Raw genomic sequence first — 26,600 nt, forward strand, 5'->3', positions numbered from 1 at the left:
AAGGATAAATCATGCAAAAAGAACCAATGAGTCAATTTGGCTATGATAAATTAGCCGCAGAATTAAAAGATTTAAAAGACAATCAACGCCCTGCCGTTGTAATAGAAATCGATACAGCAAGGAGTCATGGGGATTTGAAAGAAAATGCGGAATACCATGCTGCAAGAGAAAAACAAGCTTTGATAGAAAGTCGTATTGCGGAGCTTAGTGACTTGCTAGCAAGAGCTCAAGTGATCGATCCTTCAAGCTATAAACATGATAGTGTGAAATTTGGTTCAAGTGTTGTGATCATAGATTTGGATACAGAAAAAGAAAGTAAATATACTTTAGTAGGAATTTGCGAAGGAGATTTAGATAAGGGTTATATTTCCATCGCATCTCCAATAGCAAAAGCTATGCTTGGGAAAAAAGAAGGAGATGATTTTAAAGTGCGTTTGCCAAAAGGTGAGAGTGAATTTGAAATCCTTTCTATAAATTATGAGCCTTTGAAATTTTAAGGATAAAAAATTTTACTACAAAATGGGGCGATTTTAATCGCGGATGCTCATGAAAATGAACAAAGAAAGGGATTTTGGGAATTTTTACAAGCCTTAAAAAAAGGTAAAATTTCCACCCCTCAACTCATACTTATGGGTGATATTTTCGATTTGCTTATAGGCGAAATCTCTGCTACACATGAATTTGCTAAACCTTACATAGAACTTTTAGAAGAATTGGCCTTAAAAATTGAAATTATCTACTTAGAAGGCAATCATGATTTTAATCTTTCTTGTTTTTTTAAAAGGGTAAAAATTTTTAACTTACAAGAGCAGCCCATAAAGCTTAATTTGCATACAAGTAAAGGTAATAATCTTGTTTTAAATAATGCTTTTATAAAATTAGCTCACGGAGATATTTTTTTACCACCTCTTTTACAATTTACTCTTAAAACATTAAGAAATCATTATTTGCTTATATTTTTGAATTTTTTAAATATTATTACTTGTAATTTTATTTCAAATAAAATTCTTCAAAATCAAAACAAAAAAAACCTTTTTTATCAAATAAAAGATTTTGAAAATTTAGCGAAAAAAAGATATGAAAGATATGAAAATTTAGGATTTTGGGTATGTGAAGGACACTATCATCAAAATCATCAAATCAACAAAGAAAACATTAAATATCTTAACTTAGCTAGTTTTGCATATGAGAGAAGTTTTTTTGTAGTAGAATATCAGCAAGAAATCAAATTTCGAGAACAGAAATTGAGGGGTCAAAATGTTTGATGAAAATATCGTGAAAACGGGTTCAAATGAAATGGAGCTTGTCGATTTCCGTATCTTTAAGCAAGGACACGATAAAGTCTATGAAGGAATTTATGGTGTAAATGTTTCTAAGGTAAGGGAGATTATAAAAATCCCAAGCCTTACAGAACTTCCAGGTGTACCTGATTACATCGAAGGTATCTTTGATCTTCGTGGAGTGGTTATACCTGTAGTCAATCTTGCCAAATGGATGCAAATCACTGAGCCAGAAAGCACTATGTTAAAACCTAGGGTTATTATTACTGAATTTAGCAATATTCTTATTGGTTTTATAGTTCACGAAGCAAAAAGAATTCGTAGAATAAACTGGAAAGATATAGAACCAGCAACTTTTTCTACAGGATCAGGTGCTTTAGATAAAGGTAAAATCACAGGTGTAACACGCATTGAAAATGATGAAGTGTTGCTAATTTTAGATCTTGAAAGTGTTGTTGAAGATTTAGGAATTTACGCTCCAAAAACAGATATAGATTTTGGAAAAATAGAAAAATTTACTGGAACAGCACTTATACTTGATGACAGCATGACTGCTAGAAAACGCGTCAAAGAAATGATGCAACAGATGGGCTTTCAAGTTGTTGAAGCTAAGGACGGCGTAGAGGGCATAAACAAATTAGAAGAATTAAGCCAAGTTTATGGTGAAAGTTTAAATGATACTTTAAAAATTATAGTAAGCGATGTCGAAATGCCACAAATGGATGGTTTCCACTTTGCTGCACGCATTAAAGAAGATCCAAGATTTAAAGATATTCCTATAGTCTTTAACTCGTCTTTATCAAATGAATTTATGAATGAGAAAGGTGTTCAAGAAGCTGGTGGAGAAGGCTATCTTGTCAAATTTAACGCTAGCGATTTCTTCAATGAAATTGCAAAGGTTATCAAAAAACATCAATCTCAAGAACAGGGGTAAAATATGGAAGATATGCAAGAAATACTTGAAGACTTTTTGGTTGAAGCTTTTGAGCTTGTTGAGCAAATCGACCATGATTTAGTAGAGCTTGAATCAAATCCAGAAGATTTAGATTTATTAAATAGAATTTTCCGTGTTGCACATACGGTTAAAGGATCATCAAGTTTCTTAAATTTTGATGTTTTAACGAAGTTAACTCACCACATGGAAGATGTTTTAAACAAAGCAAGACATGGCGAGTTAAAAATAACTCCAGATATCATGGATGTGGTTTTAGAGTCTATTGATAGAATGAAAACTTTGCTTAATTCCATTCGTGATAATGGCAACGATACTGCTATTGGTATGGATATAGAACCAATTTGCGCAAGATTAACAGCTATTTCAGAAGGAGAGTCTCCTGTTGCGGCAACAGATTCAAATGAAAAATCTACTCCACAAGCAGAACCAGAAGCACCAAAACAAGAAACAACTACTCCTGAACCTGAAGTAGATGTTAATCAATTAAGTGATTCTGAAGTTGAAGCTGAAATAGAAAGACTTTTAAAAGTTAGAAAAGCTGAAGATCAAGCTCGTCGCGCACAAAAGAAACAAACAACAAATGCGGCACCTAAACCGACTAACAATACAGCAAATAAACCTGCGGAAAGTGGAGAGAAAAAAGTTCCTGCTTCAGGTAGCAATACTAGCAGTATGGATCAAACCATACGCGTGGAGGTAAAAAGATTAGATCACTTAATGAATCTAATTGGGGAGCTTGTTTTAGGTAAAAACCGTTTGCTTAAAATTTACGATGATGTTGAAGAGCGTTATGAAGGAGAAAAATTCCTTGAAGAACTTAATCAGGTTGTAAGTCAATTAAGTATTATTACAACTGATGTTCAGCTTGCTGTAATGAAAACAAGAATGCAACCTATAGCAAAAGTTTTCAATAAATTCCCAAGAGTTGTTCGTGATTTGAGTCGTGAATTAGGAAAGCAAATAGAACTTGAAATTACAGGTGAAGAAACTGAACTTGATAAATCTATCGTAGAGGAAATTGGCGATCCTATCATGCATATGATTAGAAATTCATGTGACCATGGTGTTGAGGATCCAGCAACTCGTGCAGCTAATGGAAAACCTGAAAAAGGTATAGTTCAACTTAAAGCTTATAATGAAGGCAATCACATCGTTGTAGAAATTACAGACGACGGTAAAGGACTTGATCCAAATGGCTTAAAAGCAAAAGCTATAGAGAAAAATTTGATTACCGAAAGAGAAGCAGATCAAATGACAGACAAAGAAGCTTTTGCTTTGATTTTCAAACCTGGTTTTTCAACTGCGGCTAAAGTAACAAATGTTTCAGGTCGTGGCGTAGGAATGGATGTTGTTAAAACCAACATCGAAAAACTAAATGGGGTAATTGAAATTGATAGTGAGTTAGGTAAAGGAAGTTCGTTTAAACTTAAAATTCCTCTTACCTTGGCAATCATTCAATCTTTACTTGTAGGAACTCAAGAAGAATTTTATGCAATTCCACTTGCAAGCGTTCTTGAAACAGTTAGAGTACCAATTGATGATATCTATACTATCGAAGGTAAAAATGTATTACGCTTAAGAGATGAAGTGCTTTCTCTTGTGAGACTTTCAGATGTATTTGGAGTTAAACAAGTCCTTGAAAGCGGTGATCAAACTTATGTCGTTGTTATAGGGGTAGCAGAAAGCAAGCTTGGTATTATAGTAGATACTCTTGTAGGACAAGAAGAAATAGTTATTAAATCCATGGGTGATTATTTACAAAATATCCAAGGCATAGCAGGAGCTACAATCCGTGGTGATGGTAGAGTGACATTAATCATTGATGTAGGTGCTATGATGGATATGGCCAAAGAAATTAAAGTTGATATTAAAGCGCAATTAGAATCAAGCGCGAAAAAACCTAAAGAACAACCAAGTGATTATAAAGTCTTAATTGTAGATGATTCTAAAATGGATAGAACCTTAATGCAAAAAGCTTTAGAACCGCTAGGAGTTAGTTTAGTTGAAGCAACAAATGGTGTTGAAGCATTGAATATTATAAAATCTGGCGAACATGATATTGATGCAATGCTTATAGATATCGAAATGCCAAGAATGGATGGATACACCTTAGCTGGTGAAATTAGAAAGTATTCTAAATATCGTAACTTACCACTCATTGCAGTTACTTCAAGAACAAGTAAAACTGACCGCTTAAGAGGTGTTGAAGTGGGTATGACTGAATATATCACTAAACCTTATTCTCCAGAATACTTGGAAAATGTAGTTAGAAAAAATTTGAAACTAGGATAAGAATATGAGTAATGAAAAATTAGAGCAAATTTTGCAAAAACAGCAAACTCAGATGGCTGGTCCTGATGTCGATCAAAGAGAAGATGATATCATCCAACTTGTCGGCTTTGTAGTTGGAGATGAGGAATATGCGATTCCAATTCTTAATATACAAGAAATCATCAAACCTATAGAATATACTAGAGTTCCTAGTGTACCTGATTATGTTCTAGGGGTTTTTAATATGCGTGGTAATGTTATGCCACTCATTGATCTAGCTCAACGCTTTCATTTAGGAAGTTCTAAAATGACACCTCAAACAAGATATATTGTTTTAAGAGGTGAGACAAATGGAACTGGAGTTGGAGGAAATGCTGGTTTTGTTATAGATAGATTAACTGAAGCAATTAAAATTCACAGAAACAGAATCGATCCACCACCTGAAACTTTAGTTAAAGACAAAGGTATGATTTATGGTATAGGAAAAAGAGATGAAAATATCTTAACTATACTCAAAGTAGAAGCTTTACTTAAGCGCGAATTTTAATGATTAAACTTTGTGTTTTTGACTTTGACGCTACTTTAATGGATGGTGAAACCATCGATATTTTAGCTACAGCGCATGGCAAGGGTAATCAAACAAGCGAAATTACCCGCCATGCCATGGCTGGAGAGCTTGATTTTTTCGAAAGTCTTCAAAAACGAGTAAGCCTTTTAAAAGGTATGTCTTATAAAAAAGTTTTAGAATTAGGTAGTACACTTCCACTAATGCATGGAGCACATGAACTTATCCAATATTTAAAATCTAAAAATATACAAATTGTTATTTTTAGCGGTGGTTTTCATGAAGGCATAGATCCCGCTATGCAAAAACTTGGAATTAGCCTTGGTTTTGCAAATTATCTGCATCATAAAAATGACATTTTAACAGGGCTAGTTGGTGGGGAAATGATGTTTTCAAATTCAAAAGGCTTAATGCTACAACGATTAAAAAGCTTTTTAAATTTGAAAACAGATGAAGTGATGTGTGTTGGCGATGGGGCAAATGATTTGACAATGTTTAACGAAAGTGGATTAAAGATTGCATTTTGTGCTAAAGAAATTTTACGTTCCAAAGCTGATATTTGCATAGATATAAAAGACTTAAAAGAAATAATAAAGGTAATATAATGAAAAATTTTTCTCTTTGGTGTGATTTTATAGAAAATAGTTTTTTAGATAATGAATTTTTAAATTTATTATCACATGGAATTAATGGTGCTACTTCAAATCCTGCTATTTTTAAAAATGCTATTTTAAATTCTCCAATTTATAAAGATAAAATTCTTAAATTAAAAGGAAAAAAAACAAAAGATATTTATGAAGAATTAGCAATTTCTGATATTCAAAAAGCAGCTGATAAATTAGCTCCTCTTTTTTATCAAAAAAACGATGGATTTATAAGTATTGAAATAGATCCAAGACTTCATGATAACACGACTCTTAGTTTAGGCGAAGCTAAAAGACTTTATAGTGCTATTAGCAAAGAAAATGTAATGATTAAAATTCCAGCTACAAAAGCTTCTTATGAAGTAATGTATGAACTTATGAAAAATGGTATTAGCGTCAATGCTACCTTAATTTTTTCTCTTGAACAAAGTCAAAAATGTTTTGAAGCTTTAAATGCAGGTTTAGTCGAATTTAGAAAAAACAATATAGCCTTAAAAGAACAAAATACTAGAACACCACAAGCTGTTATAAGTATTTTTGTAAGTCGTTTTGATAGACTTTTAAATCCTAAAGCCAAAGAGCAAAATCGTATTGGAATTTTAAATGCAAATTTAGCTTATAATAATATCTACTCAAAAAATGAACCTAATATTCGCGCCTTGTTTGCAAGCACCGGAGTTAAAGGAGATGATCTGCCAAAAGACTATTATATCAAAGAACTTCTTTTTGAGAATTCTGTTAATACTGCTCCTCTTGATGCAATAGAGGCATTTAAAGGAAAAATGCATTTTAAAAAACCTTTAATGAATTTTGAAATTTATACAGAACTTAATCAAATCATTTCTCAAAGCGAACGAGAAAAAGCTTGCAATGATTTATTAAGTGATGGCCTAGAGCAATTTTGTATTGCTTTTGAAGATATTTTAAAAGCTCTTTAATTAACGTATTTTTATCATTTTATTCTTTGAAAGTTTTAATATTTTTGATGGGATATTTTCGAAAAATTTCTCATCAAGTATTATATCAGCAACACTTCTAGCCCATTCTTCATCAAATTCTTTTCCATGCTTGTTTGCCGAAGATGAATAAAAATAGCCATTTTTACTTAAAAAATTCGCATGTTTACACTCTTTCACAATACGAATGGCCTGATTATTGGGATAAATAAAAGTTGTTTTTTTAGAACGACGTACTAAATTTTTAAAAGATTTTGGAATTCTTGCTAAACTTTTTAACTCGCAAAATTTCGCAGAAGTGATTAAGCAAGGCTGATTTTTATCTCTACCTTTTAAAGCATTAATCTCTTCTAAATTTTTACTTAAAAATCCTACCGTAGTATCTGTTTGAGCTAAATAAATCAAGATTTAAGCCACTCTTGTAAACTCTTTACATCTAGGCAAGATTTACTCTGTATAGCTTTAATCGATTTTGCACCTGCTAAAGCTGATCGTAAATTTGTAAAATAAGGTATTTTAAAACGAATAATATTTTCACGAATTTTTTTCGTATCGCCTTTAAAACTGTGACTATCGCTTGTATTGATAACTAAGTGAATTTCCCCATTTTTCAATTTATCTTCAACATTGGGGCGTCCTTCTGAAATTTTATGTACAAGTTCGCACTCAAAACCACTTTCTAAAATTTCCTTGCAAGTTCCCCCTGTTGCCATAAGCTTAAAGCCAAGCTTTACATATTCTGCAGCGATTTTTTTGGTATATTTTTTATCCTTATCTTTTAAGGAGATAAATACCACGCCTTGCTCTGGAAGATGATTAAACGATGCAATTTGACTTTTCGCATAAGAATTTGCAAAATCCTTGCTTATACCCATAACTTCACCCGTTGAACGCATTTCAGGACCTAATTCTAAATCACTTCCACTAAGTTTTGCAAATGGAAATACTGCTTCTTTCACGCTCATATATTTTGGAGTTTTAGGGCGTAAAATTTTAGTATCAAAATTAACCACTTTAAAAGTATCATAAAATTTTAAAGCTTCTTTTAAATTTCCTTGCCACATCACACGCGTTGCCACTTTTGCTAAAGGAATACCCGTAGCTTTACTAACAAAAGGTACGGTACGACTAGCTCTAGGATTTACCTCTATCATATAAAGCTCATTATTATGTAAAGCAAATTGTATATTTAAAAGTCCTACAACTCCCAAATTTAAAGCAATATCTGCGGTTTTTTGTGCAATAAATTCTTGCATTTTTTCATCGATATTGCAAGGCGGCAAAGAACAAGCACTGTCACCTGAATGAATTCCTGCTTCTTCTATGTGCTCCATAATTCCTGCAACATAAACATCTTTACCATCACAAATCGCATCAACATCAATTTCTGTAGCATTGTCTAAAAACTGATCGATCAAAACAGGGCTTTTATCGCTTACATCCACAGCTTCTTGCATATAGAGTCTAAGTTCAGCCTCATCATTTACCACGCGCATCGCACGCCCACCTAAAACATAACTTGGTCTTACAAGCACAGGATACCCTATATCACTAGCCTTAAGAACCGCTTCTTCTACGCTTGTTGCAGTAGAATTTTTTGGCTGATTGATACCTAGCTTTGTAATAAATTCGGCAAATTTCTTTCTATCTTCTGCCACATCAATTACTCTTGCGCTAGTACCTATAATCTTAGCTCCAAAAGCACTTAAACGCTTAGCAAATTTCAAAGGAGTTTGTCCACCAAAATGCACAATCACTCCATCAGGTTTTTCACGCTCAATCACCGCTCTTAAATGTTCGAAATCAATAGGCTCGAAATACAAAATATCACTTGTATCATAGTCAGTCGAAACGGTTTCAGGATTACAATTATACATAATAGTTTTAATACCCATATCTTTAAGCGCAAAAGAAGCATGTACGCAAGCATAGTCAAATTCTATACCTTGTCCTATACGGTTTGGCCCCCCACCTATAATCATCACTTTTTTTTCTTTTTTATCCTTAGCATCGTTTTTACTTTGAGTGAGTTCGCTTACATTGATACTTGAATAAAGATAAGGAGTTAAGGCTTCAAATTCACCCGCACAAGTATCCACTTCACTAAATTCTGCGATGATTTTTTGCTTCATTCTTGCATAATAAATATCATTTTGGCTTAATTCTAAATTATCTTTCAAATTTACAAGCAAGGCTATCATTTTATCTGAAAAGCCCATAGTTTTTGCTTTTCTCAAAAGAGCCTTATTGTTTAAAATATCCATATCAATTTGTTCTTCAAAATCTACAATTTCTTTAATCTGTGTTAAAAACCAAGGATCTATTTTACAAAGCTCATAAAGTTCTTCTACGCTAAAACCTTCCCTAAAAGCTTGAGCAACATAAAGTAAACGCTTTTCATTGGCATTACGAATTTTAAAAACAAGATCATTTCTATCTTCAAATTTTACCCTATCAAAACCACTTAAAGAACGCTCAAGCGAACAAAGTGCTTTTTGTATACTTTCTTTAAAAGTGCGTCCTATAGCCATTACCTCACCCACACTTTTCATAGCTGTACCTAAAGTTGTATTTGCTCCTGGAAATTTTTCAAAGGTAAAGCGAGGAATTTTTGTTACAATATAATCAATCACAGGCTCGAAAGATGCAGGAGTTCCTGTAATATCATTTTTAATCTCATCTAAGCTAAAACCTACTGCCAAAAGTGTCGCAACCTTTGCTATAGGATAACCCGTTGCCTTAGAAGCTAAAGCACTTGATCTTGAAACTCTTGGATTCATTTCTATAACTATCATTCTTCCATTTTTTGAGTTGATAGCAAATTGCACATTACTTCCGCCTGTATCTACACCAATTTCACGCAAAATAGCAAAAGAAGCATTACGCATAACTTGATATTCTTTATCCGTCAAAGTTAATGCTGGAGCTATTGTAATACTATCTCCTGTATGAACTCCCATAGGATCGATATTTTCTATGCTACAAACTATGATACAATTATCCGCTCTATCGCGTATAACTTCCATTTCATATTCTTTCCAACCTAACAAACTTTCTTCAATCAAAATTTCATGGATAGGTGATAAAGCTAAAGCAGTATTGGCAAGTTCTTTAAATTCGTCCATATTGTAAACCACGCCACTTCCAGCACCCCCTAAAGTATAAGAAGCACGGATCATCAAAGGAAAGCCGATTTCATCTGCGGCTTTTAAAGCTTCGTCATAATTATACGCATACATCGATTTTGGCAAATCCATGCCAATTTTTTTCATACATTCTTTAAAAACCTGACGATCTTCGCCTTTTTTAATCGCCTCAGGATTTGCGCCTAAAAATTTCACATCTCCTAAAAGTCCGCTTTCATAAACTTCCATAGCAACATTTAACGCTACTTGTCCACCCATAGTTGGCAAAATTGCATCAATTTTTTCTTTTTTAATAATACTTAAAATACTTTCTTTTGTTATGGGTTCTATATAAGTCGCATCTGCAAATTCGGGATCTGTCATGATGGTTGCAGGATTTGAGTTGATTAATACTACACGATATCCTAATTCTTTTAAAGTCTTTGCGGCTTGAGTTCCAGAATAATCAAATTCACAAGCTTGTCCTATCACAATAGGACCACTTCCTATAAGTAAAATGCTTTTAATATCTGTTCGTTTTGGCATAAATTTTCCTAAGAGCATAAATTTGGGCTGATTATAACAAAAATTAGTTTTATAAACTTTGAAATTATCGATATAATTTTAAAAAATAAACACTCTGCTTTTAATCTAGGAAATAATACATAAAGAAATTTAAGATTTTTTATAAAATTCTCATTCAATTATAAACATTTATTTGATAATTTAATAAAATTTTTAGCATTAAACAAAGTGATAATAATTAGCAAAAATATAGAAAATTTTTAAAAAGTCTAATCCTTGACTTATAAATTATCTACTACATATAAATAAGCAGGAATACTAATCTTAACATAAGGCTTTACTTCTACACTTTGATACATATCTTCATCATTAACTCTATTCACAATACCAACAGGTATATCTGAAAAGAAAATATTATCAAGTCCACTTGTTAAAATTTCATCTCCGGTATTAATTTTTGCCCATTTTGGAATAAATTTAACCACAATCCTGCCATCTTCACCCTGGATTAAACCTGGAGCTTTGGATTTTCCTATATAAACAGAAAAAACACACTGATCATCACCTTGTAAGAGAGCCATTGCTCTACCATTTTTATTAATAGCTATACCTGCAGCATATCCTTGATATATTAAACCACGATTTTTACCAACTGGAATTTTGCTCCAATCTAACCATAATTTTTTATAATCATTCAATTGAACGTAAGAAATAACTCTAGTTAAAGAAACTTGAGGTAAATATTTTGTAGAATTTTGATCCTCTAAAATACGATTTAATTGATTTGCAAAACTAGTTACCTTTACAGCAATATCTTCTAATTCTTTATTTCTAGCTTTTAATTGCTGAATTTGATTTGCTTGATTAAAGTGTTCTGAAATTTTTTTTCCCAAATAATCTTTAATATTATAAAAATTACCTATAACAAAATCATTAACACGGAGAACATTTTGCTTGATAAGTCCTCCATAATAAAAAGATATAAAAACCAAAAAGGCTAAGACAAGAACATAAAAAATCTTATTCTTCATTGGTTAATTGTTGCAATAATGAAATTTCCTCTAAAGCTTTACCCGTTCCTTTTGCTACAGCTAAAAGCGGTTCATCTGCGATATAAACTGGCAAACGTACAATTTCACTTAAGTATTTATCAAAACCACGAATCAATGCTCCACCACCTGTTAAAACTACACCATTTTCTACTATATCACTTGCTAAATCAGGCGGCATCATTTCAAGAACCATTTTTAAAGCATCAGCAATTTCTTTTAAATACTCACGCATTGCTTCTCTTACATCTTCACTTGTAAGTTCAATACGACTTAAAAGTCCACTTACTTGATCGCGTCCTTTTACCACCATAGAAAGTTCTTTTGGAAGTTGTATTGCTGAACCTATGGTGATTTTGATCTCTTCGCCTGTTCTTTCACCTATGATAAGATTGTATTTTTCTTTTACATAATTAACTATACTCATATCAAGCTTATCTCCAGCCGTACGAATAGACTTTGAAATCACAAGTCCACCCAAAGAAATCACTCCGATCTCAGTAGTTCCACCCCCTATATCTACTACCAAATTTCCTTTAGGTTCTTGTATAGGTAAACTTGCACCAATAGCTGCTGCCATAGGCTCTTCGATCAAAAATACCTCTCTTGCACCTGCACTTAAAGCACTTTCTCTTACCGCTTTTCTTTCTACTTGAGTTAAACCATAAGGAACAGAAATAATAATTCTAGGGCGTAAAAAACTTTTTCTACGATGTGTTTTTTCTATAAAATAGCGGATCATTTTTTCAGTCATATCAAAATCTGCAATCACGCCATCTTTCATAGGACGAATAGCTTCGATATTGCCTGGAGTTTTTCCCACCATATCTTTAGCTTCTTTACCTACGGCTAAAATTTTTGCTTTGGAACCATACCTTTCTCTTTCAACTGCCACAACAGAAGGCTCGTTTATCACTATACCCTTATCTTTTACCAAAACTAGCGTATTAGCTGTTCCTAAATCAATCCCCATATCACTAGAAAAAAATCCTATAAGTTGATCTAATATCATTTCTATCCTTTTAACTTATTTTTCTTTTTATTAATAATGCCTTTGCATTGTCTTTAACAACTTCTTTGGTTATTACAATATCATAGTTTTTATACTCTGGTAACTCAAACATTAAATCTACCATCATTTCTTCTATAATACTTCTAAGCCCCCTAGCCCCTGTTTTTCTCTCCAATGCAAGCTGTGCGATAGCTCTTAGAGCATCTTCTTCAAATTTTAAATTTACCCCATCAATAGCAAAAAGCTTTTGATATTGCTTAATAATGGCATTTTTAGGCTCAGTTAAAATTCTTACCATATCTTCTTCATTAAGCTCATTTAAAGATGCAATCACATGCAAACGACCTATAAGCTCAGGAATCAAACCAAAATGCACCAAATCATCAGGTTCAATTTTCTCAAGTAAAGCTTTATTTTCTTCTTTTGCATCATCAAAAAAGCCCACAACTTTATCGCCAAGTTTTCTTTTTAAGATAGTTTCCAAACCATCAAAAGCTCCACCACAAACAAATAAAATATTTGAAGTGTCAATTTGTATAAACTCTTGATTTGGATGTTTTCTTCCCCCTTTTGGTGGAATATTTACCAAACTTCCTTCGATAATCTTAAGTAAAGCTTGTTGCACACCCTCTCCACTTACATCACGAGTAATAGAACGATTTTCACTCATTCTAGCAATTTTATCAATCTCATCAATAAAAACTATACCTTTTTGAGCTCTTTGCACATCTCCATCTGCAGCTTGTAAAAGACGTGTTAAAATATTTTCCACATCCTCACCTACATATCCTGCTTCAGTTAAAGAAGTTGCATCACAAATTGCTATAGGTACATCTAAAAATTTAGCTAAAGTTTGCGCCAATAAAGTTTTTCCACTTCCTGTTGGCCCAACAAGTAAAATATTTGACTTAAAAAGCTCTGTATCATCATCTTGAAGTTCAGCTTTAAAAAGTCTTTTATAATGATTGTATACTCCAACACTAAAAACTTTTTTAGCTCTATCTTGTCCTATGACATAACGATCTAAATAAGCTTTTAATTCTTTTGGAGTGATATCTTTAAATTCTGTATTATGACTTTGTTTAGGTTCTTTAAATTCTTTTTCTTCTCCATAAATAATACTATAAGCACCTTCAACGCAATATTCACAAATAAAAGCATCATCATTTTCATTTGCTAAAATTCTTCTTTGTGGATTCTCCACTTCATTGCAAAAACTACATTTTCTAGGCATTATTTTTACCCCTATAGACAGGAATTCCACGCTTTGTTTCTAATATAAAATGGCACATTTTTTTAACATTTTCACTTTCTTGATTTTCAAGCAAATTTTTAGCATTTTCTTTTAAATCTCCTTGTCTAAATAAAGTTTTAAAAGCTCTACTAAGTCTATCTACTTCATCTTTATCAAAACGACGACGAGTGCCTACTAAATTTAAACTTCTAATACTTGCACGATTTCCTTCTGCTAAACAAAACGGTACTATATCCTGAGAAAGTGCACTTGCTCCTGCTATCATACAACCCTCACCTACTTTGACAAATTGATGAATAGGTGTAAGCCCGCCTACAACCGTAAAATCTCCAAGCTCTACATGTCCTGCCAAAGTTGCATTATTAGCTAAAATAATATTATTACCTAAAAGACAATCATGAGCAATATGACAATAAGCCATAATAAAAGCATTATCGCCTATACGAGTAAAACCATCTCCTTTAGCTGTACCTGAATTTATCGTTGCAAATTCTCTAATAGTTGCATTTTTCCCTATAACAACACCGCTTTTTTGCTCTTCTTTATAAGATATGTCCTGAGGAATATCGCCTACTATTGCATAAGAAAATACACGAGAATGATCACCTATAGTTGTATCTGAAAGAATTCGAGCACCTTGTTTGATGACAACATCATTACCTATTTTAGTATCTTTACCTACATAAGCATAAGCTTCTATTACAACATCGTCACCAAGTTGTGCACCCTCTTCAATCACCGCACTTGGATGAATTTTTTTCATTATTTATCCACTATCATAGCTTTAAGCTCGGCCTCTGCAACTAAATTTCCATCTACAAAAGCTTGCCCTTTAAAAATCCACATATTACCACGATTTTTAACCACGCTCATTTCATAATCAAGCCTATCTCCAGGACGCACAGGATTTCTAAATTTTGCTCCATCTATGCCTGTGAAATAAACTACTTTACTTTTTGGATCCACTTTATCTTCCATACTTTCAAAAGCTAAAACTCCACCTGTTTGAGCCATACCTTCTAAAATCAAAACTCCAGGATAAATAGGATGCCCTGGAAAATGTCCCATAAAAACATGATCACTTATACTGATGTTTTTATATCCTAGCACCACTTCTTTAACTTTTAATTCTGTAATTTTATCTACCAGTAAAAAAGGATAACGGTGTGGTAAGATTTCTTGAATTTGCATTACATCTATCATTATTAAATTAACCTTGAAAACAATTAAAAATTTTATTATATAAAAAAATCATTAAAAATTACATTAACAAAAAAAGTTTTTCTTAATAAATTTCTTAAATTTTTGCAAGCACCTCTTGATTATCATGATAAATTTCACTTTTTGCTATCACTTCATATCTTGAAGGAAAAATTTCTTCAAGTATAATCACAGGGCTAAGATTATAAGCTCCAAAAACTTGATTACGCCATCTAACTTCTGCTTGAATACTTAAAGGTTTTTTTAAAAAATCTTCAAAATTTTTCCATTTGTTTTTAAAAAACGCATTAAAACGCCAAAATTCCACAAAAACCATTTCATCTTTGGTACTTCTATAAAAGCCTTCTTTTAAATTTTGTTTTAAACTTTCCTCATCTAAAGAAAATCTTGTATAAGCGTTTTTAAAATGCGAATAAAATAAAATATGAGATTTAACGGGCTTTTTATCTAATTTTATCAAAGCGCTTAAAAGACGATAATTTAAAAATTTCTCTCTTAAAATTTCAAATTTTATACCCTTTTTTTCCCATAAAACTACTTTTTTATAAAGAGCTATTCTTGCTTCTATACTTGCAGGTAAAATTTGCTTATTTACAGAAGACATTAATTCATCAATGAAATTCTTATCTTGTTTTTGTTTTTTAAGTCCATAAATACAACCACAATAATTTTGATGATAGAGCATTTCTTTTTTTGCTAAAGCAAACTGCCTTTGAGTGCCGCCATTTTTACGAAAATCAGGAGCTAAAAACTCTACCCCATAAGGCTCACATTCTTTTTGTAAAGCATTTTTTAACTGTTCTAAATCTTTTTTAGGGCTAGTTAAAAGCGTAGTAGTAAGCTTTTTTTCTCCTATTTTAGCAGCAAATTTAACACTAGATCCCATTCTTACATCAAAGCAAATTTCACACCTTGCACCTTTTTCAGGCTCATCTTCATAACCACGCACAGCATTAAGCCATTTTTCATACTCATACTCGCCCTTATATAACTTAATGCCAAGTTTATCACAAGATCTTTTTACATCTAAAAATCTTAGTTCGTATTCGCTTAAAGGATGGATATTTGGATCATAAAAATATCCTATGATTTTTTCATCAGGATAAGTCTTTCTAAGTTCTTCAATAAAATAATGACTATCTACACTACAACAAATATGCACCAGCATTAAAGACTTTCAAGCACTTTTAAAGCATGATCTTTTACACGAACATTACTATAAATTTGAGCAATCTTACCTGTTTCATCGATAACAAAAGTAGAACGAATGATGCCTTCATATTCTTTTCCGTAATTTTTCTTAAGCCCCCAAGCTCTATAAGCTTTAGCAACTTCTTTTTCGCTATCACTAAGTAAAATATGCTTTAAATTAAATTTAGAAATAAATTTTTCATGACTTGTCACACTATCAGGACTAATACCAATAATCACTGCATTTTTACCACCAAATTTATCATAATTTGCACTAAAATCACAAGCTTCTGTAGTACAACCTGGGGTATTATCTTTTGGATAAAAATACAAAATCACCTTTTTGCCAATAAAATCTTTTAATGCTATTTTTACCCCATCTTGATTTAAAAGCTCAAATTGAGGTGCCTTATCTCCTATATTTAAACTCATTTATTTGCCTTTGCTTTGATAGCTTCTACACTTTCTCCGCCAAAGCCTATGTCATAATTTTCCACATCTTCTAAAACCACAACAACTCTTTCTTTACTTTTATTATATTTCGTGCTTAAAAGTTCGGTAATATCAGCTATAAGTTCCGCTTTTTGTTCCTTGCTTAAAGACGGCTTTGCTAATTTGATATTTACTAATGGCATAATTTCTCCTTTTTAACGATAATTTTTCATAATTATTTCAAAAAATACCTAATATTTTTTTTAACAAAAAACCTTAATTTAATAAAAGCTTATTGTTAGTATATTTTTGATAAAATCCCGATTTATTCTTAAAATAATATTTTTTAAGAAATAAACAACTATAAAAGGTAAAAAAATGATCTCAGCAGATAAAATTTGGATGGATGGAAAATTAGTTGATTTTAAAGATGCAACTTTGCACTTTTTAACCCATTCTTTGCATTATGGCAATGCTGTTTTTGAAGGAACTAGAGCCTATAAAACAGATAAAGGCTTAGCAATTTTCAGACTTGAAGATCACACCAAAAGACTTTTAGAGTCTGCAAAAATTACTCTTTTAAATTGTCCTTTTTCTCAAAAAGATCTTGAAAATGCACAAATTGAACTCTTAAAAGCAAACAATTTTCAAAGCAATGTCTATATCCGCCCTCTGATTTTCTTAGGCGATGGAGTTATGGGACTTTATCATATAAAAGCTCCTGTAAGAGTTGGAATTGCAGCTTGGGAATGGGGTGCTTACCTTGGAGAAGAAGGTTTAGAAAAAGGCATAAAAGTAAAAATTTCGTCTTTTGCAAGAAATAGTGTTAAATCATGCATGGGAAAAGCTAAAGCAAGTGCAAATTATCTTAACTCTCAAATTGCAAAATTTGAAGCTATTGAAGCAGGATATGAAGAAGCTTTAATGCTTGATGAAGAAGGTTTTATCGCAGAAGGAACAGGAGAATGTTTCTTTATTGTAAAAGATGGGGTTTTAATCACACCTCCAAATGATTTTTCTTTAAAAAGCATTACTCAAGATACAGTGCTTAAAATCGCTCATGATCTTGGTATCACCGTGCTTCGCCAAAGAATTTCAAGAGATGAAGTTTATACTGCTGATGAAGCATTTTTTACCGGAACAGCCGCTGAAATCACACCTATTAACAATATCGATGCAAGAATAATAGGAAATGGTTTAAGAGGATCTGTAACTAAAAAACTTCAAGATGCTTATTTTGATGTAGTTTATGGACGCAATGAAAAATACGCATCTATGCTAACTTATATTTAAAAAAGGAAATAAATGCCAGCTGATTTGAATGATTATTTCAATAAAAAAAATGGAAATTCTAACAATAACGGAAACAACAACCGTCAAAATTTCAATTTCAAAGCACCAGAATTTAATTTTAAAGGTTTTGGGAAATTCTCTCCATTTGTTTATGGGGTGATTATTATTATCTTATTTTTAATCGTTGCAAAACCTTTTATGGTGATAAATTCTGGGGAAATGGGGATTAAATCAACAACAGGTAAATATGACCCAAATCCATTAGAACCAGGACTTCACTTTTTCTTACCTTTTGTACAAAAAATAACCATAATCGATACTAGAGTAAGACAAATCAACTATGCTTCTATAGAGGGAAGTAATGAAAATTTATCTTCAGGTTCAGGTGTTATTAATAAAAATAGTATTTCTGTACTTGATTCTCGTGGATTGCCTGTATCTATTGATGTTACAGTGCAATACCGTTTAAATCCTTTGCAAGTTCCTCAAACCATAGCTACTTGGAGCTTAAATTGGGAAAATAAAATTATCGATCCAGTTGTTCGTGATGTAGTGCGAAGTGTTGTAGGAAAATATACAGCCGAAGAACTTCCTACTAATCGTAACACAATAGCCGCTCAAATAGAAGAAGGTATAAGAAAAACCATAGAAGCCCAACCAAACGAACCTGTAGAACTTCGCGCTGTACAACTTAGAGAAATTATTTTACCTTCAAAAGTAAAAGAACAAATCGAACGCGTACAAATTGCAAAACAAGAGGCTGAAAGAACTAAATATGAAGTAGAAAGAGCTAATCAAGAAGCCTTAAAAAAAGCTGCTTTAGCTGAAGGGGAAGCAAATGCAACCATAATCAGCGCCAAAGGTAAAGCTATGGCTGTTAAAATAGAAGCAGATGCACAAGCTTATTCTAACAAAGAAATCGCAAACAGCCTAAACACCCCTTTGCTAAATTTAAAACAAATTGAAACTCAAAAAGAATTTAATGAAGCCTTAAAAGTTAATCAAGATGCTAAAATTTTCTTAACTCCAGGTGGAGCAGTGCCAAACATTTGGGTTGATACCAAAGATGCTAAAAAGCAAAGTGCTGCCAACATGAACTAAAAGGATACGCAAGTGGAGAAACTAAGAGAAATCGTGCTTTTTTACACTACTCATTTATATTTAGTAGATTATATGCTGATTTTATTAGTTTTTTTTCTCTTCACTTGTGTTTTACTTCTTTGTGTATTTTTACGCCATAGGCCTATAGCGGCACTTTTTATTATCGCATTTGACATTATTATTTGTTTTTTAGTTTATATCTATGGGTATAAACTAATAGACAATGAAGTAAGAACTCGAAAAACCGCTATTACAGATCAAAAAATGATACAAAGCTCAAATGATTTAATTGTTGATTTTAACATTACAAATAATTCAAAAAATAATTTTAAAGAATGTAAAATTACAGCTAAAATTTTTGCAGATAAAATACCTAATGATAATATCATAGAAGAATATAAAAAGAAATTTATCCCTTTTAGACAAAAAAGTAGAGAAATTAAAGATCTAAAGAAAAACGCAACCCAAGTTCAAAGAATTGCTTTTGAAAATTTTAACTATGAAAATAACTATACCATACGCTTAGTTTCGGAGTGTTTTTAATGCATTTTACGATTTTTCATATTATAGCTTTTATCATTTTACTTATTTGCTTTGCCTTGATTTGTATTTTAATCTTTCTAAAAGTCAAACAGAAAGAAATGGCTTTGATTTCTTATACCATAGCTACTATTTTTACCGCACTTTTGATATATTCTATTTTTCTGACAATCAATCAATTCACCACTCAAGCCGATCTTAGCAAACTAACCTACACAAGAGATCTAAGACATGAAAGCGTTATAGTAAGTGGAAAAGTTCAAAATCTTACTAAATTTGAAATCAGAAAATGTTATTTAATGCTTAGTATATTAAACCAAAAACAAGTAGGAGGAGAAATTTTCAATGATAAAAATGTCCGTAACGCTAAAATGCAAAATACAAGTGTTTCTTATACTATAGAAATCATAGACACACTCCCAGGTAATACCTATAAAGAATTTAGAGCCAGTGTTCCTTTTCCTCCAAGTTTTAATAATCCTGAATTTTATCACACCTTAAAATGTATTTGATTCAAGAAATCAACTAGTAAAAATTCTAAAATACATTAATTATTCACACAACAAAACAATAATTCCGCTATAAATTATATAAATATTAATAATAATTTAAGTTTTATTAATATAATATTTATTAATATGCAAGATAAGGAGTCAATCAACCTTTAAATCTAAAAGCACTTTGCTAAATGAGAGTTAAAAATGGGAGGGAAAATAAAGCTATAAAAAGCTTATACCTTAAAACTCAACGAGATCGAAATGGGCTCAGAAGTATTAATCTGAGCTCAAAACAAACTTTTTTTTATAATTGAAGTTTTATCTTTTCTAAAAAACAATAAGTAAAATATAATTAACTCAAATTTATTATATCAATAAAGAATAATATTAAAGCACTAAAAATAAGTAATCTTAGTAAAAATTATACAATTAAGTAATAATTAAATTGCATAGTATTAAAATACATTTACATCAAATTTATATTAAGGAATAGTAATGAAAAAGATTTTCATTTCTTTTGTTGTCCTAGCGACATGTTTATGGGCAAAAAATATTGCCTATACTGATGAAGTTGTATCGCTTTATCTTAACAAAGATGATACTAAAGTTATAGGAAGACTTTTACCTACAAATCCTTTTGAAGTCTTAAAGTCTGAGAACAATAAGGTTTTACTAAAAATCGATGGTTATGTAAATCCTAAAGCACTTTCTGTGATTTATTTCAATGACTCTCAAAGAATTATTGTTGCAGCTTTTTCCAAAAACACAAAATTAAATTTCTCTCAAAGAGTAGCTGGAAAAGATGGAAAATGGGATAAAGTAAGCCTTGAAATTTGGGCAGATAAAAAAGAATTTGCTAAAGACAATAAAGAAATGCTAAATCGTGCCAAAGAGCTTTTTGTAAATAACTGCGGAATTTGCCACGCTATCCACAAAGAAAAAGAATTTACAGCTAACGCTTGGCCTGCAATTTTCCGTTCTATGGCTGATAGAACAGGTATTGATAAAAAAGACAGATGGCTAGTTATAGAATACTTACAAAAAAACGCAAAAGATTTTAAAACAAAATAAGGAGAAAAGCATGCTAGATAGAAGAAAATTTTTAAAAATTGGAGCAAGCTTAAGTGCTTTACCTCTCATTCCAAGCTTAAGTGCAGGAAAAACCGTAGAAGCTTCAAAAGTTAGCCTCGGACTTGTAAAAAATGGAGAAGTGATCACCGCAGCACACTGGGGGATTTTAAAACTCACTATAAAAGATGGCAAAATAGTAAAAAGCGAACCTTGGGAAAAAGTTACAAAAATGGATAATCCTTTACAGCACTACACTGCTGATATGGTTTATAAATCTCGTGTGAAATACCCTTATGTGCGTAAATCCTACCTTGAAAATCCTGACAATCCTAAACCTGAACTTCGTGGTAAAGATGAGTTTGTTCGCGTAAGTTATGATGAAGCGATCAAACTTATCGCCAAAGAACTTAAAAAAACAAGAGATAGCAAAGGTGCAAGTGCAATTTTTGGTGGAAGTTATGGCTGGAAATCAAGTGGAAATATGCAAAACTCACGCATCTTGCTTCATAGATTTTTAAATGTAACAGGTGGATTTGTAGGAGCTACAGGGGACTATTCTACAGGAGCTTCTCAAGTGATTATGCCTTATGTTGTAGGATCGATTGAAGTTTATGAGCAACAAACCTCATGGGAAAATATCTTAAGCGATTCTAAATATGTTGTGATTTGGGGTGCTGATCCGCTTTCTACTTTACGCATAGCTTGGACTTCAAACGAACAAAGAGGGTTGGCGTATTTTGAAAAACTTAAAAACAGTAAAATCAAAGTGATTTGTATAGATCCTGTAAAAACCACTACAGCGAAATTTTTAAATGCCAAATGGATAGCTCCACGCCCAAATACCGATGTGGCTTTAATGATGGGTATGGCAAGCCATTTAATCGCTAAGAAAAAAGTCAATTACGAGTTTTTAGACACTTACACCACTGGCTTTGATAAATTTAAAGACTATTTAGAAGGCAAAGAAGATGGAGTTAAAAAAGATACCAAATGGGCAAGTAAAATTTGTGGTATCGATGAAAAAACTATCAAAAATTTAGCTGAAACTTTTTATGATAATCCTACTATGATTATGAGTGGTTGGGGTATGCAAAGAGCACATCATGGAGAACAGCCTCACTGGATGCTAGTTACTCTTTGTGCGATGTTAGGACAAATCGGCACAAAAGGAGGTGGTTTTGGACTAAGCTACCATTATAGCAATGGCGGTGTTCCAACTTGCAAAGGCGGAGTGATCGGTGGTATGACAGCAGGTAGCTTAGGAATTTGGAAAAATGGTAAATTTAAAGGCTTAAGCAAAGCAGAAGCTTCAAGCGAAGGTGCAGAATGGCTTCAAAATGCAGCGAGTTATTCTTTCCCTGTAGCAAGAATCGCTGATGCTTTACTTCATCCTGGAAAAACCATAGATCATAATGGTGCTAAAATCACTTATCCTGATATTGATTTTATCTACTGGGTAGGTGGAAATCCTTTAGTGCATCATCAAGATACCAACACTAATGTAAAAGCATGGAGAAAACCACGCACCGTTGTGGTAAATGAAATTTACTGGACTCCAACAGCTAAAATGGCAGATATTATCATGCCTGTAACTTCATCTTACGAAAGAGATGATATTACCATGACAGGAGATTATTCAAATATGCATATAGCTCCTATGAAACAAGCCGTTGAGCCTGTGGGTGAGAGCAAAGATGATTATGTAATTTTCTCTGATATTTGCAAAATTTATGGAAAAGATGTCTTTAATGCCTACACAGAAAATGGCAAAAAAGCTAAAGATTTCATCAAAGAATACTACAACAGCGCCCTAAAACAAACTCAAAGTTTTGGTGAAGCTTTTGCTACTCCTATGCCAAGTTTTGAAGAATTTTGGGCTAAAAATGAACCAATCACTTTTGAACCAACAGCTGAAAGTTTAGAATGGACTCGTTTTTCAGAATTTATAGAAGATCCTATCTTAAATGCCCTGGGTACAGATTCAGGACTCATTGAAATTTACTCAGAAACGATTAAAAATTATAATTATGATGATTGCAAAGCCCACCCTACTTGGTTTGAGCCTATTGAATGGCTTGGAAATGCAAGCAAAGAAGCACCTTTCCACTTACTTACAAATCACCCAAGAGATCGCTTGCACTCTCAACTTTGCCACACAAGCTTAAGAGATACTTATGCAATAAAAGATAGAGAGCCAATTTTAATCAATTCCAAAGATGCAAAAAAACTTGGTATAAAAAATGGCGATGTAGTGCGTGTGTTTAATAAACGCGGTGAAGTTTTAGCAGGGGCAGTTGTAAGTGATGAAATCATGCAAGGGGTTGTAAGACTTTGCGAAGGTGCTTGGTACGATCCTAATGAAAACGGACTTTGCAAATGTGGAAATGCAAATGTTTTAACCATGGATATACCAACTTCAAAACTTGCCAATGGCAATATCTCTCACACAGGGCTCGTAAACATAGAAAAATTTAAAGGTGAATTACCAAAACTTACTGCCTTTAGCGCCCCAAAAGGTGCGAACTAAATTTAAGAAAGCCGCAAGGCTTTCTATTGTCCAAGCAAATTTAAACTTAAAGCCATTATTGCCATTCCTGCGATAAGTCCATATAAACTATCATGAGCCTTATCATAAGTTTTTGCAGCGGGTAAAAGCTCATCAAGAGATATAAAAACCATAATTCCTGCAATCACAGCAAAACTTATAGCTAAAGTAAGATCGCCTATAAAAGGCAATAAAATCAAAGCTCCAACAAAAGCACCCAAAGGCTCTGCAAAACCCGAAAGAGCTGAATAAATAAAAGCTTTTTTCTTATCTCCTGTAGCATGATAAATCGGCAAACTCACAGCCAAACCTTCTGGGATATTGTGTATAGCCACAGCTATAGCTATAGCAATTCCTAAAGTAAGATTATCAAGACTTGAAATAAAAGTAGCAAAACCTTCTGGGAAATTATGTATAGCAATAGCCAAAGCTGTAAAAATCCCTGTACGTTTTAAAGCTTTAGTATTGATCTGATGCAACTTTTCTCCAGGATGAAATTTCGGAGGATTTTGTCCTTTTTGGGGCAAGGGACAAATTTTTAACTCGCTTAAATCCTCTTTAGGCTCGTGAGGATTGACATCTTCGGGGATTAATTTATCAATCAATAAAGATATTAAAATTCCACCAAAAAAACAAGCTAATCCCAAAAGCTCAGCCCAATGCGAATCATAGTGATTTTTAAAATCTTTAAGTGCAGTAGGTAAAATTTCCATGAAAGAAATGTATATCATTACTCCAGCTGAAAAACCAAGCCCCAAAGAAAGCACTCTTAAATCATCTTTTCTGGAAAAAAAGGCTATTATAGAACCTATAGCCGTAGAAAAACCTGCAAAAAGAGTCAATAGCATTGCGATAAAAATTTGTTCAAATGTAAATTGCATTAATATTCTTAAATAAATAATATTTTAAAACTCTTTATATTTATAAAAAGTTAATACTTGATAAAAATATACAAAATAATTAAAAATTTTTGATTTTTTATGTAAAAAAGTTCATTTTTTATACACTTTTTCTCTTATTTTTTGCTAGAATAATATTTTTATTTCATTTTCAATATAAATATAGGAGTTATAATGCAATCAATAAATTCAGGCAAATCCGTTGGAATTTCAGCTAAGCTTACGCTATGGGTTGGAATTTTAGTTGTATTAATTTTAGCAATCACAAGTGCTATTAGTTACTTTGATTCGAGAAACAATACATATGAATTGCTAAAAGACACTCAGTTAAAAACTATGCAAGATGTGGATGCTTTCTTTAAAAGCTATGCTATGTCAAAAAGAAATGGTATTCAAATACTAGCCAATGAGCTAACAAATCGTCCTGATATGAGCGATGAAGAGCTAATCAATCTTATCAAAGTAATTAAAAAAGTTAATGACTACGATCTAGTTTATGTAGGATTTGATAATACAGGAAAAAATTATCAATCTGATGATCAAATTTTAGATCTATCAAAAGGTTATGATACTAAAAATCGTCCTTGGTATAAAGCTGCCAAAGAAGCAAAAAAGCTTATAGTAACAGAACCTTATAAATCCGCCGCTAGCGGAGAGGTTGGTTTAACTTACGCTGCTCCATTTTATGATAGAAATGGAAATTTTAGAGGTGTTGTAGGTGGAGATTATGATCTAGCAAATTTTTCAACCAATGTTTTAACTGTAGGAAAATCAGACAATACCTTTACTGAAGTACTTGATTCAGAAGGAACAATACTTTTTAATGATGAAGTTGCTAAAATACTAACAAAAACAGAATTAAGTATCAATATCGCCAATGCAATCAAAGCAAATCCTGCTCTTATTGATCCAAGAAACCAAGATACTTTATTTACCGCTAAAGATCACCAAGGCGTAGATTATGCGATTATGTGTAATTCTGCTTTTAATCCTTTATTTAGAATTTGTACAATAACAGAAAACAAAGTTTATACCGAAGCTGTTAATTCTATTTTAATGAAACAAGTTATAGTTGGTATTATAGCTATAATCATAGCTTTAATCTTGATTAGATTTTTAATCAGCAGAAGTCTCTCCCCACTTGCAGCTATCCAAACAGGTTTAACTTCATTCTTTGATTTTATCAACTATAAAACAAAAAATGTTTCCACTATAGAAGTAAAAAGCAATGATGAATTTGGACAAATCTCAAATGCTATCAATGAAAACATTCTTGCTACTAAAAGAGGCTTAGAACAAGACAATCAAGCCGTTAAAGAATCAGTTCAAACCGTATCAGTTGTAGAAGGTGGTAATTTAACAGCAAGAATTACTGCTAATCCAAGAAACCCACAACTGATTGAACTTAAAAATGTTCTAAATAAACTTCTTGATGTTTTACAAGCTAGAGTAGGTTCTGATATGAATGCTATTCATAAAATTTTTGAAGAATACAAAAGCTTAGACTTTAGAAATAAATTAGAAAATGCTAGCGGTAGTGTAGAATTAACTACTAATGCTTTAGGTGATGAAATAGTTAAAATGCTAAAACAAAGTTCAGACTTTGCTAATGCTTTAGCTAATGAAAGTGGAAAATTACAAACTGCTGTTCAAAGCTTAACCACTTCTTCAAATTCTCAAGCTCAATCTTTAGAAGAAACTGCAGCAGCTTTAGAAGAGATCACTTCTTCTATGCAAAATGTTTCAGTTAAAACTAGTGATGTTATCACTCAATCTGAAGAGATTAAAAATGTTACAGGTATTATAGGTGATATTGCAGATCAAATCAATCTTTTAGCTTTAAATGCAGCTATTGAAGCAGCTCGTGCTGGAGAACATGGTAGAGGCTTTGCAGTGGTAGCTGATGAAGTTAGAAAGTTAGCTGAAAGAACTCAAAAGTCTTTATCAGAAATTGAAGCTAATACTAATTTACTTGTTCAATCTATCAATGATATGGCAGAAAGTATTAAAGAACAAACTGCAGGTATCACTCAAATCAATGATAGCGTAGCTCAAATTGATCAAACTACTAAAGATAATGTTGAAATTGCTAATGAATCAGCTATTATTTCTAGTACAGTAAGTGATATAGCTAATAATATCTTAGAAGATGTTAAGAAGAAAAGGTTTTAAT

At 32.2% G+C, this 26,600-nt stretch carries 25 protein-coding genes; 14 read left to right on the forward strand and 11 right to left on the reverse strand.

Features of this window, described 5'->3' with window-relative positions:
* Positions 1 to 11 precede the first annotated feature (11 nt).
* From greA to AJN56_RS03470, 7 genes are read left to right on the forward strand one after another with little or no spacing between them, the layout of a single operon-like run.
* A complete protein-coding gene (greA, locus tag AJN56_RS03440) occupies positions 12 to 497 on the forward strand; it encodes a transcription elongation factor GreA (protein WP_070246206.1) in 486 nt (161 codons plus the stop codon).
* Between the two features lie 9 nt (positions 498 to 506).
* The gene (locus tag AJN56_RS03445; RefSeq protein ID WP_323469217.1) at positions 507 to 1,265 is read left to right on the forward strand and encodes a UDP-2,3-diacylglucosamine diphosphatase; all 759 of its coding nucleotides are present in this window, start codon (positions 507 to 509) and stop codon (positions 1,263 to 1,265) included.
* Positions 1,258 to 2,214, forward strand: a complete 957-nt coding sequence (locus AJN56_RS03450; RefSeq protein ID WP_002857365.1) for a chemotaxis protein — start codon at positions 1,258 to 1,260, stop codon at positions 2,212 to 2,214. The genes AJN56_RS03445 and AJN56_RS03450 overlap by 8 nt, the downstream gene beginning before the upstream one ends.
* Positions 2,215 to 2,217: 3 nt before the next feature.
* On the forward strand, positions 2,218 to 4,527 hold the full coding sequence (locus tag AJN56_RS03455) for a chemotaxis protein CheW (protein ID WP_009881984.1): 2,310 nt from the start codon (positions 2,218 to 2,220) through the stop codon (positions 4,525 to 4,527).
* A gap of 4 nt (positions 4,528 to 4,531) precedes the next feature.
* Positions 4,532 to 5,053 carry a chemotaxis protein CheW gene (locus AJN56_RS03460; RefSeq protein ID WP_002826355.1) on the forward strand — a complete coding sequence of 174 codons (522 nt, stop codon included), beginning with the start codon at positions 4,532 to 4,534 and terminating at the stop codon, positions 5,051 to 5,053.
* Positions 5,053 to 5,676 (forward strand): phosphoserine phosphatase SerB, encoded by a 624-nt coding sequence (gene serB / locus AJN56_RS03465; protein WP_009881982.1) that lies wholly within the window; start codon positions 5,053 to 5,055, stop codon positions 5,674 to 5,676. Before AJN56_RS03460 ends, serB begins: the two co-directional genes overlap by 1 nt.
* Complete coding sequence (locus tag AJN56_RS03470) at positions 5,676 to 6,653, forward strand: transaldolase (protein ID WP_002857444.1); 978 nt, start codon at positions 5,676 to 5,678, stop codon at positions 6,651 to 6,653. Before serB ends, AJN56_RS03470 begins: the two co-directional genes overlap by 1 nt.
* Here AJN56_RS03470 and AJN56_RS03475 read toward each other — a convergent pair whose 3' ends face one another.
* From AJN56_RS03475 to AJN56_RS03520, 10 genes are all read right to left on the reverse strand, one after another.
* Positions 6,654 to 7,076: a hypothetical protein gene (locus AJN56_RS03475; protein ID WP_002851686.1), complete on the reverse strand. Its 423-nt coding sequence runs from the start codon at positions 7,074 to 7,076 to the stop codon at positions 6,654 to 6,656.
* Complete coding sequence (gene carB, locus AJN56_RS03480; protein ID WP_002857581.1) at positions 7,073 to 10,342, reverse strand: carbamoyl-phosphate synthase large subunit; 3,270 nt, start codon at positions 10,340 to 10,342, stop codon at positions 7,073 to 7,075. The genes AJN56_RS03475 and carB overlap by 4 nt, the downstream gene beginning before the upstream one ends.
* A gap of 260 nt (positions 10,343 to 10,602) precedes the next feature.
* Positions 10,603 to 11,352 carry a rod shape-determining protein MreC gene (gene mreC / locus AJN56_RS03485; protein ID WP_002868732.1) on the reverse strand — a complete coding sequence of 250 codons (750 nt, stop codon included), beginning with the start codon at positions 11,350 to 11,352 and terminating at the stop codon, positions 10,603 to 10,605.
* Complete coding sequence (locus tag AJN56_RS03490) at positions 11,342 to 12,382, reverse strand: rod shape-determining protein (protein ID WP_002857495.1); 1,041 nt, start codon at positions 12,380 to 12,382, stop codon at positions 11,342 to 11,344. Before AJN56_RS03490 ends, mreC begins: the two co-directional genes overlap by 11 nt.
* A gap of 10 nt (positions 12,383 to 12,392) precedes the next feature.
* Positions 12,393 to 13,616 (reverse strand): ATP-dependent Clp protease ATP-binding subunit ClpX, encoded by a 1,224-nt coding sequence (clpX, locus tag AJN56_RS03495; RefSeq protein ID WP_002860329.1) that lies wholly within the window; start codon positions 13,614 to 13,616, stop codon positions 12,393 to 12,395.
* Positions 13,609 to 14,400, reverse strand: coding sequence for an acyl-ACP--UDP-N-acetylglucosamine O-acyltransferase (gene lpxA, locus AJN56_RS03500; RefSeq protein WP_002857291.1), 792 nt, complete (start codon positions 14,398 to 14,400; stop codon positions 13,609 to 13,611). The genes clpX and lpxA overlap by 8 nt, the downstream gene beginning before the upstream one ends.
* Positions 14,400 to 14,840 (reverse strand): 3-hydroxyacyl-ACP dehydratase FabZ, encoded by a 441-nt coding sequence (gene fabZ / locus AJN56_RS03505; protein ID WP_002857452.1) that lies wholly within the window; start codon positions 14,838 to 14,840, stop codon positions 14,400 to 14,402. The genes lpxA and fabZ overlap by 1 nt, the downstream gene beginning before the upstream one ends.
* Before the next feature lie 94 nt (positions 14,841 to 14,934).
* Positions 14,935 to 16,026, reverse strand: coding sequence for an epoxyqueuosine reductase QueH (locus AJN56_RS03510; RefSeq protein ID WP_002868731.1), 1,092 nt, complete (start codon positions 16,024 to 16,026; stop codon positions 14,935 to 14,937).
* Complete coding sequence (bcp, locus tag AJN56_RS03515; RefSeq protein WP_002857542.1) at positions 16,026 to 16,481, reverse strand: thioredoxin-dependent thiol peroxidase; 456 nt, start codon at positions 16,479 to 16,481, stop codon at positions 16,026 to 16,028. The genes AJN56_RS03510 and bcp overlap by 1 nt, the downstream gene beginning before the upstream one ends.
* Positions 16,478 to 16,684, reverse strand: a complete 207-nt coding sequence (locus AJN56_RS03520; RefSeq protein WP_002857551.1) for a 4-oxalocrotonate tautomerase family protein — start codon at positions 16,682 to 16,684, stop codon at positions 16,478 to 16,480. The genes bcp and AJN56_RS03520 overlap by 4 nt, the downstream gene beginning before the upstream one ends.
* A gap of 175 nt (positions 16,685 to 16,859) precedes the next feature.
* On the opposite strand from AJN56_RS03520, the gene ilvE reads away from it, so the two are divergent.
* The 6 genes from ilvE to AJN56_RS03550 all read left to right on the forward strand — a co-directional run bounded on the left by ilvE (position 16,860) and on the right by AJN56_RS03550 (position 23,510).
* Positions 16,860 to 17,774, forward strand: coding sequence for a branched-chain-amino-acid transaminase (gene ilvE, locus AJN56_RS03525; RefSeq protein WP_002857493.1), 915 nt, complete (start codon positions 16,860 to 16,862; stop codon positions 17,772 to 17,774).
* Between the two features lie 12 nt (positions 17,775 to 17,786).
* Positions 17,787 to 18,875: a prohibitin family protein gene (locus AJN56_RS03530; RefSeq protein WP_002854522.1), complete on the forward strand. Its 1,089-nt coding sequence runs from the start codon at positions 17,787 to 17,789 to the stop codon at positions 18,873 to 18,875.
* Positions 18,876 to 18,887: 12 nt separating this feature from the next.
* Complete coding sequence (locus tag AJN56_RS03535; protein WP_002851753.1) at positions 18,888 to 19,418, forward strand: DUF2393 domain-containing protein; 531 nt, start codon at positions 18,888 to 18,890, stop codon at positions 19,416 to 19,418.
* Positions 19,418 to 19,927: a DUF2393 family protein gene (locus AJN56_RS03540; protein WP_002854624.1), complete on the forward strand. Its 510-nt coding sequence runs from the start codon at positions 19,418 to 19,420 to the stop codon at positions 19,925 to 19,927. Before AJN56_RS03535 ends, AJN56_RS03540 begins: the two co-directional genes overlap by 1 nt.
* 480 nt (positions 19,928 to 20,407) lie before the next feature.
* On the forward strand, positions 20,408 to 20,983 hold the full coding sequence (locus tag AJN56_RS03545; RefSeq protein WP_009881977.1) for a cytochrome c3 family protein: 576 nt from the start codon (positions 20,408 to 20,410) through the stop codon (positions 20,981 to 20,983).
* Between the two features lie 10 nt (positions 20,984 to 20,993).
* Complete coding sequence (locus AJN56_RS03550; RefSeq protein WP_002871921.1) at positions 20,994 to 23,510, forward strand: molybdopterin guanine dinucleotide-containing S/N-oxide reductase; 2,517 nt, start codon at positions 20,994 to 20,996, stop codon at positions 23,508 to 23,510.
* Positions 23,511 to 23,533: 23 nt separating this feature from the next.
* Here the strand turns inward: AJN56_RS03550 and zupT are convergent, their stop codons facing one another.
* Positions 23,534 to 24,409: a zinc transporter ZupT gene (gene zupT / locus AJN56_RS03555; protein ID WP_002851840.1), complete on the reverse strand. Its 876-nt coding sequence runs from the start codon at positions 24,407 to 24,409 to the stop codon at positions 23,534 to 23,536.
* Positions 24,410 to 24,601: 192 nt separating this feature from the next.
* Between zupT and AJN56_RS03560 the strand changes: the two genes are divergently transcribed.
* Positions 24,602 to 26,599, forward strand: a complete 1,998-nt coding sequence (locus tag AJN56_RS03560; protein WP_009881974.1) for a methyl-accepting chemotaxis protein — start codon at positions 24,602 to 24,604, stop codon at positions 26,597 to 26,599.
* The last annotated feature ends 1 nt before the right edge of the window (position 26,600 follow it).

Source organism: Campylobacter sp. BCW_4319 (genome assembly GCF_001764435.1).
Taxonomy (GTDB): Bacteria; Campylobacterota; Campylobacteria; order Campylobacterales; family Campylobacteraceae; genus Campylobacter_D; species Campylobacter_D jejuni.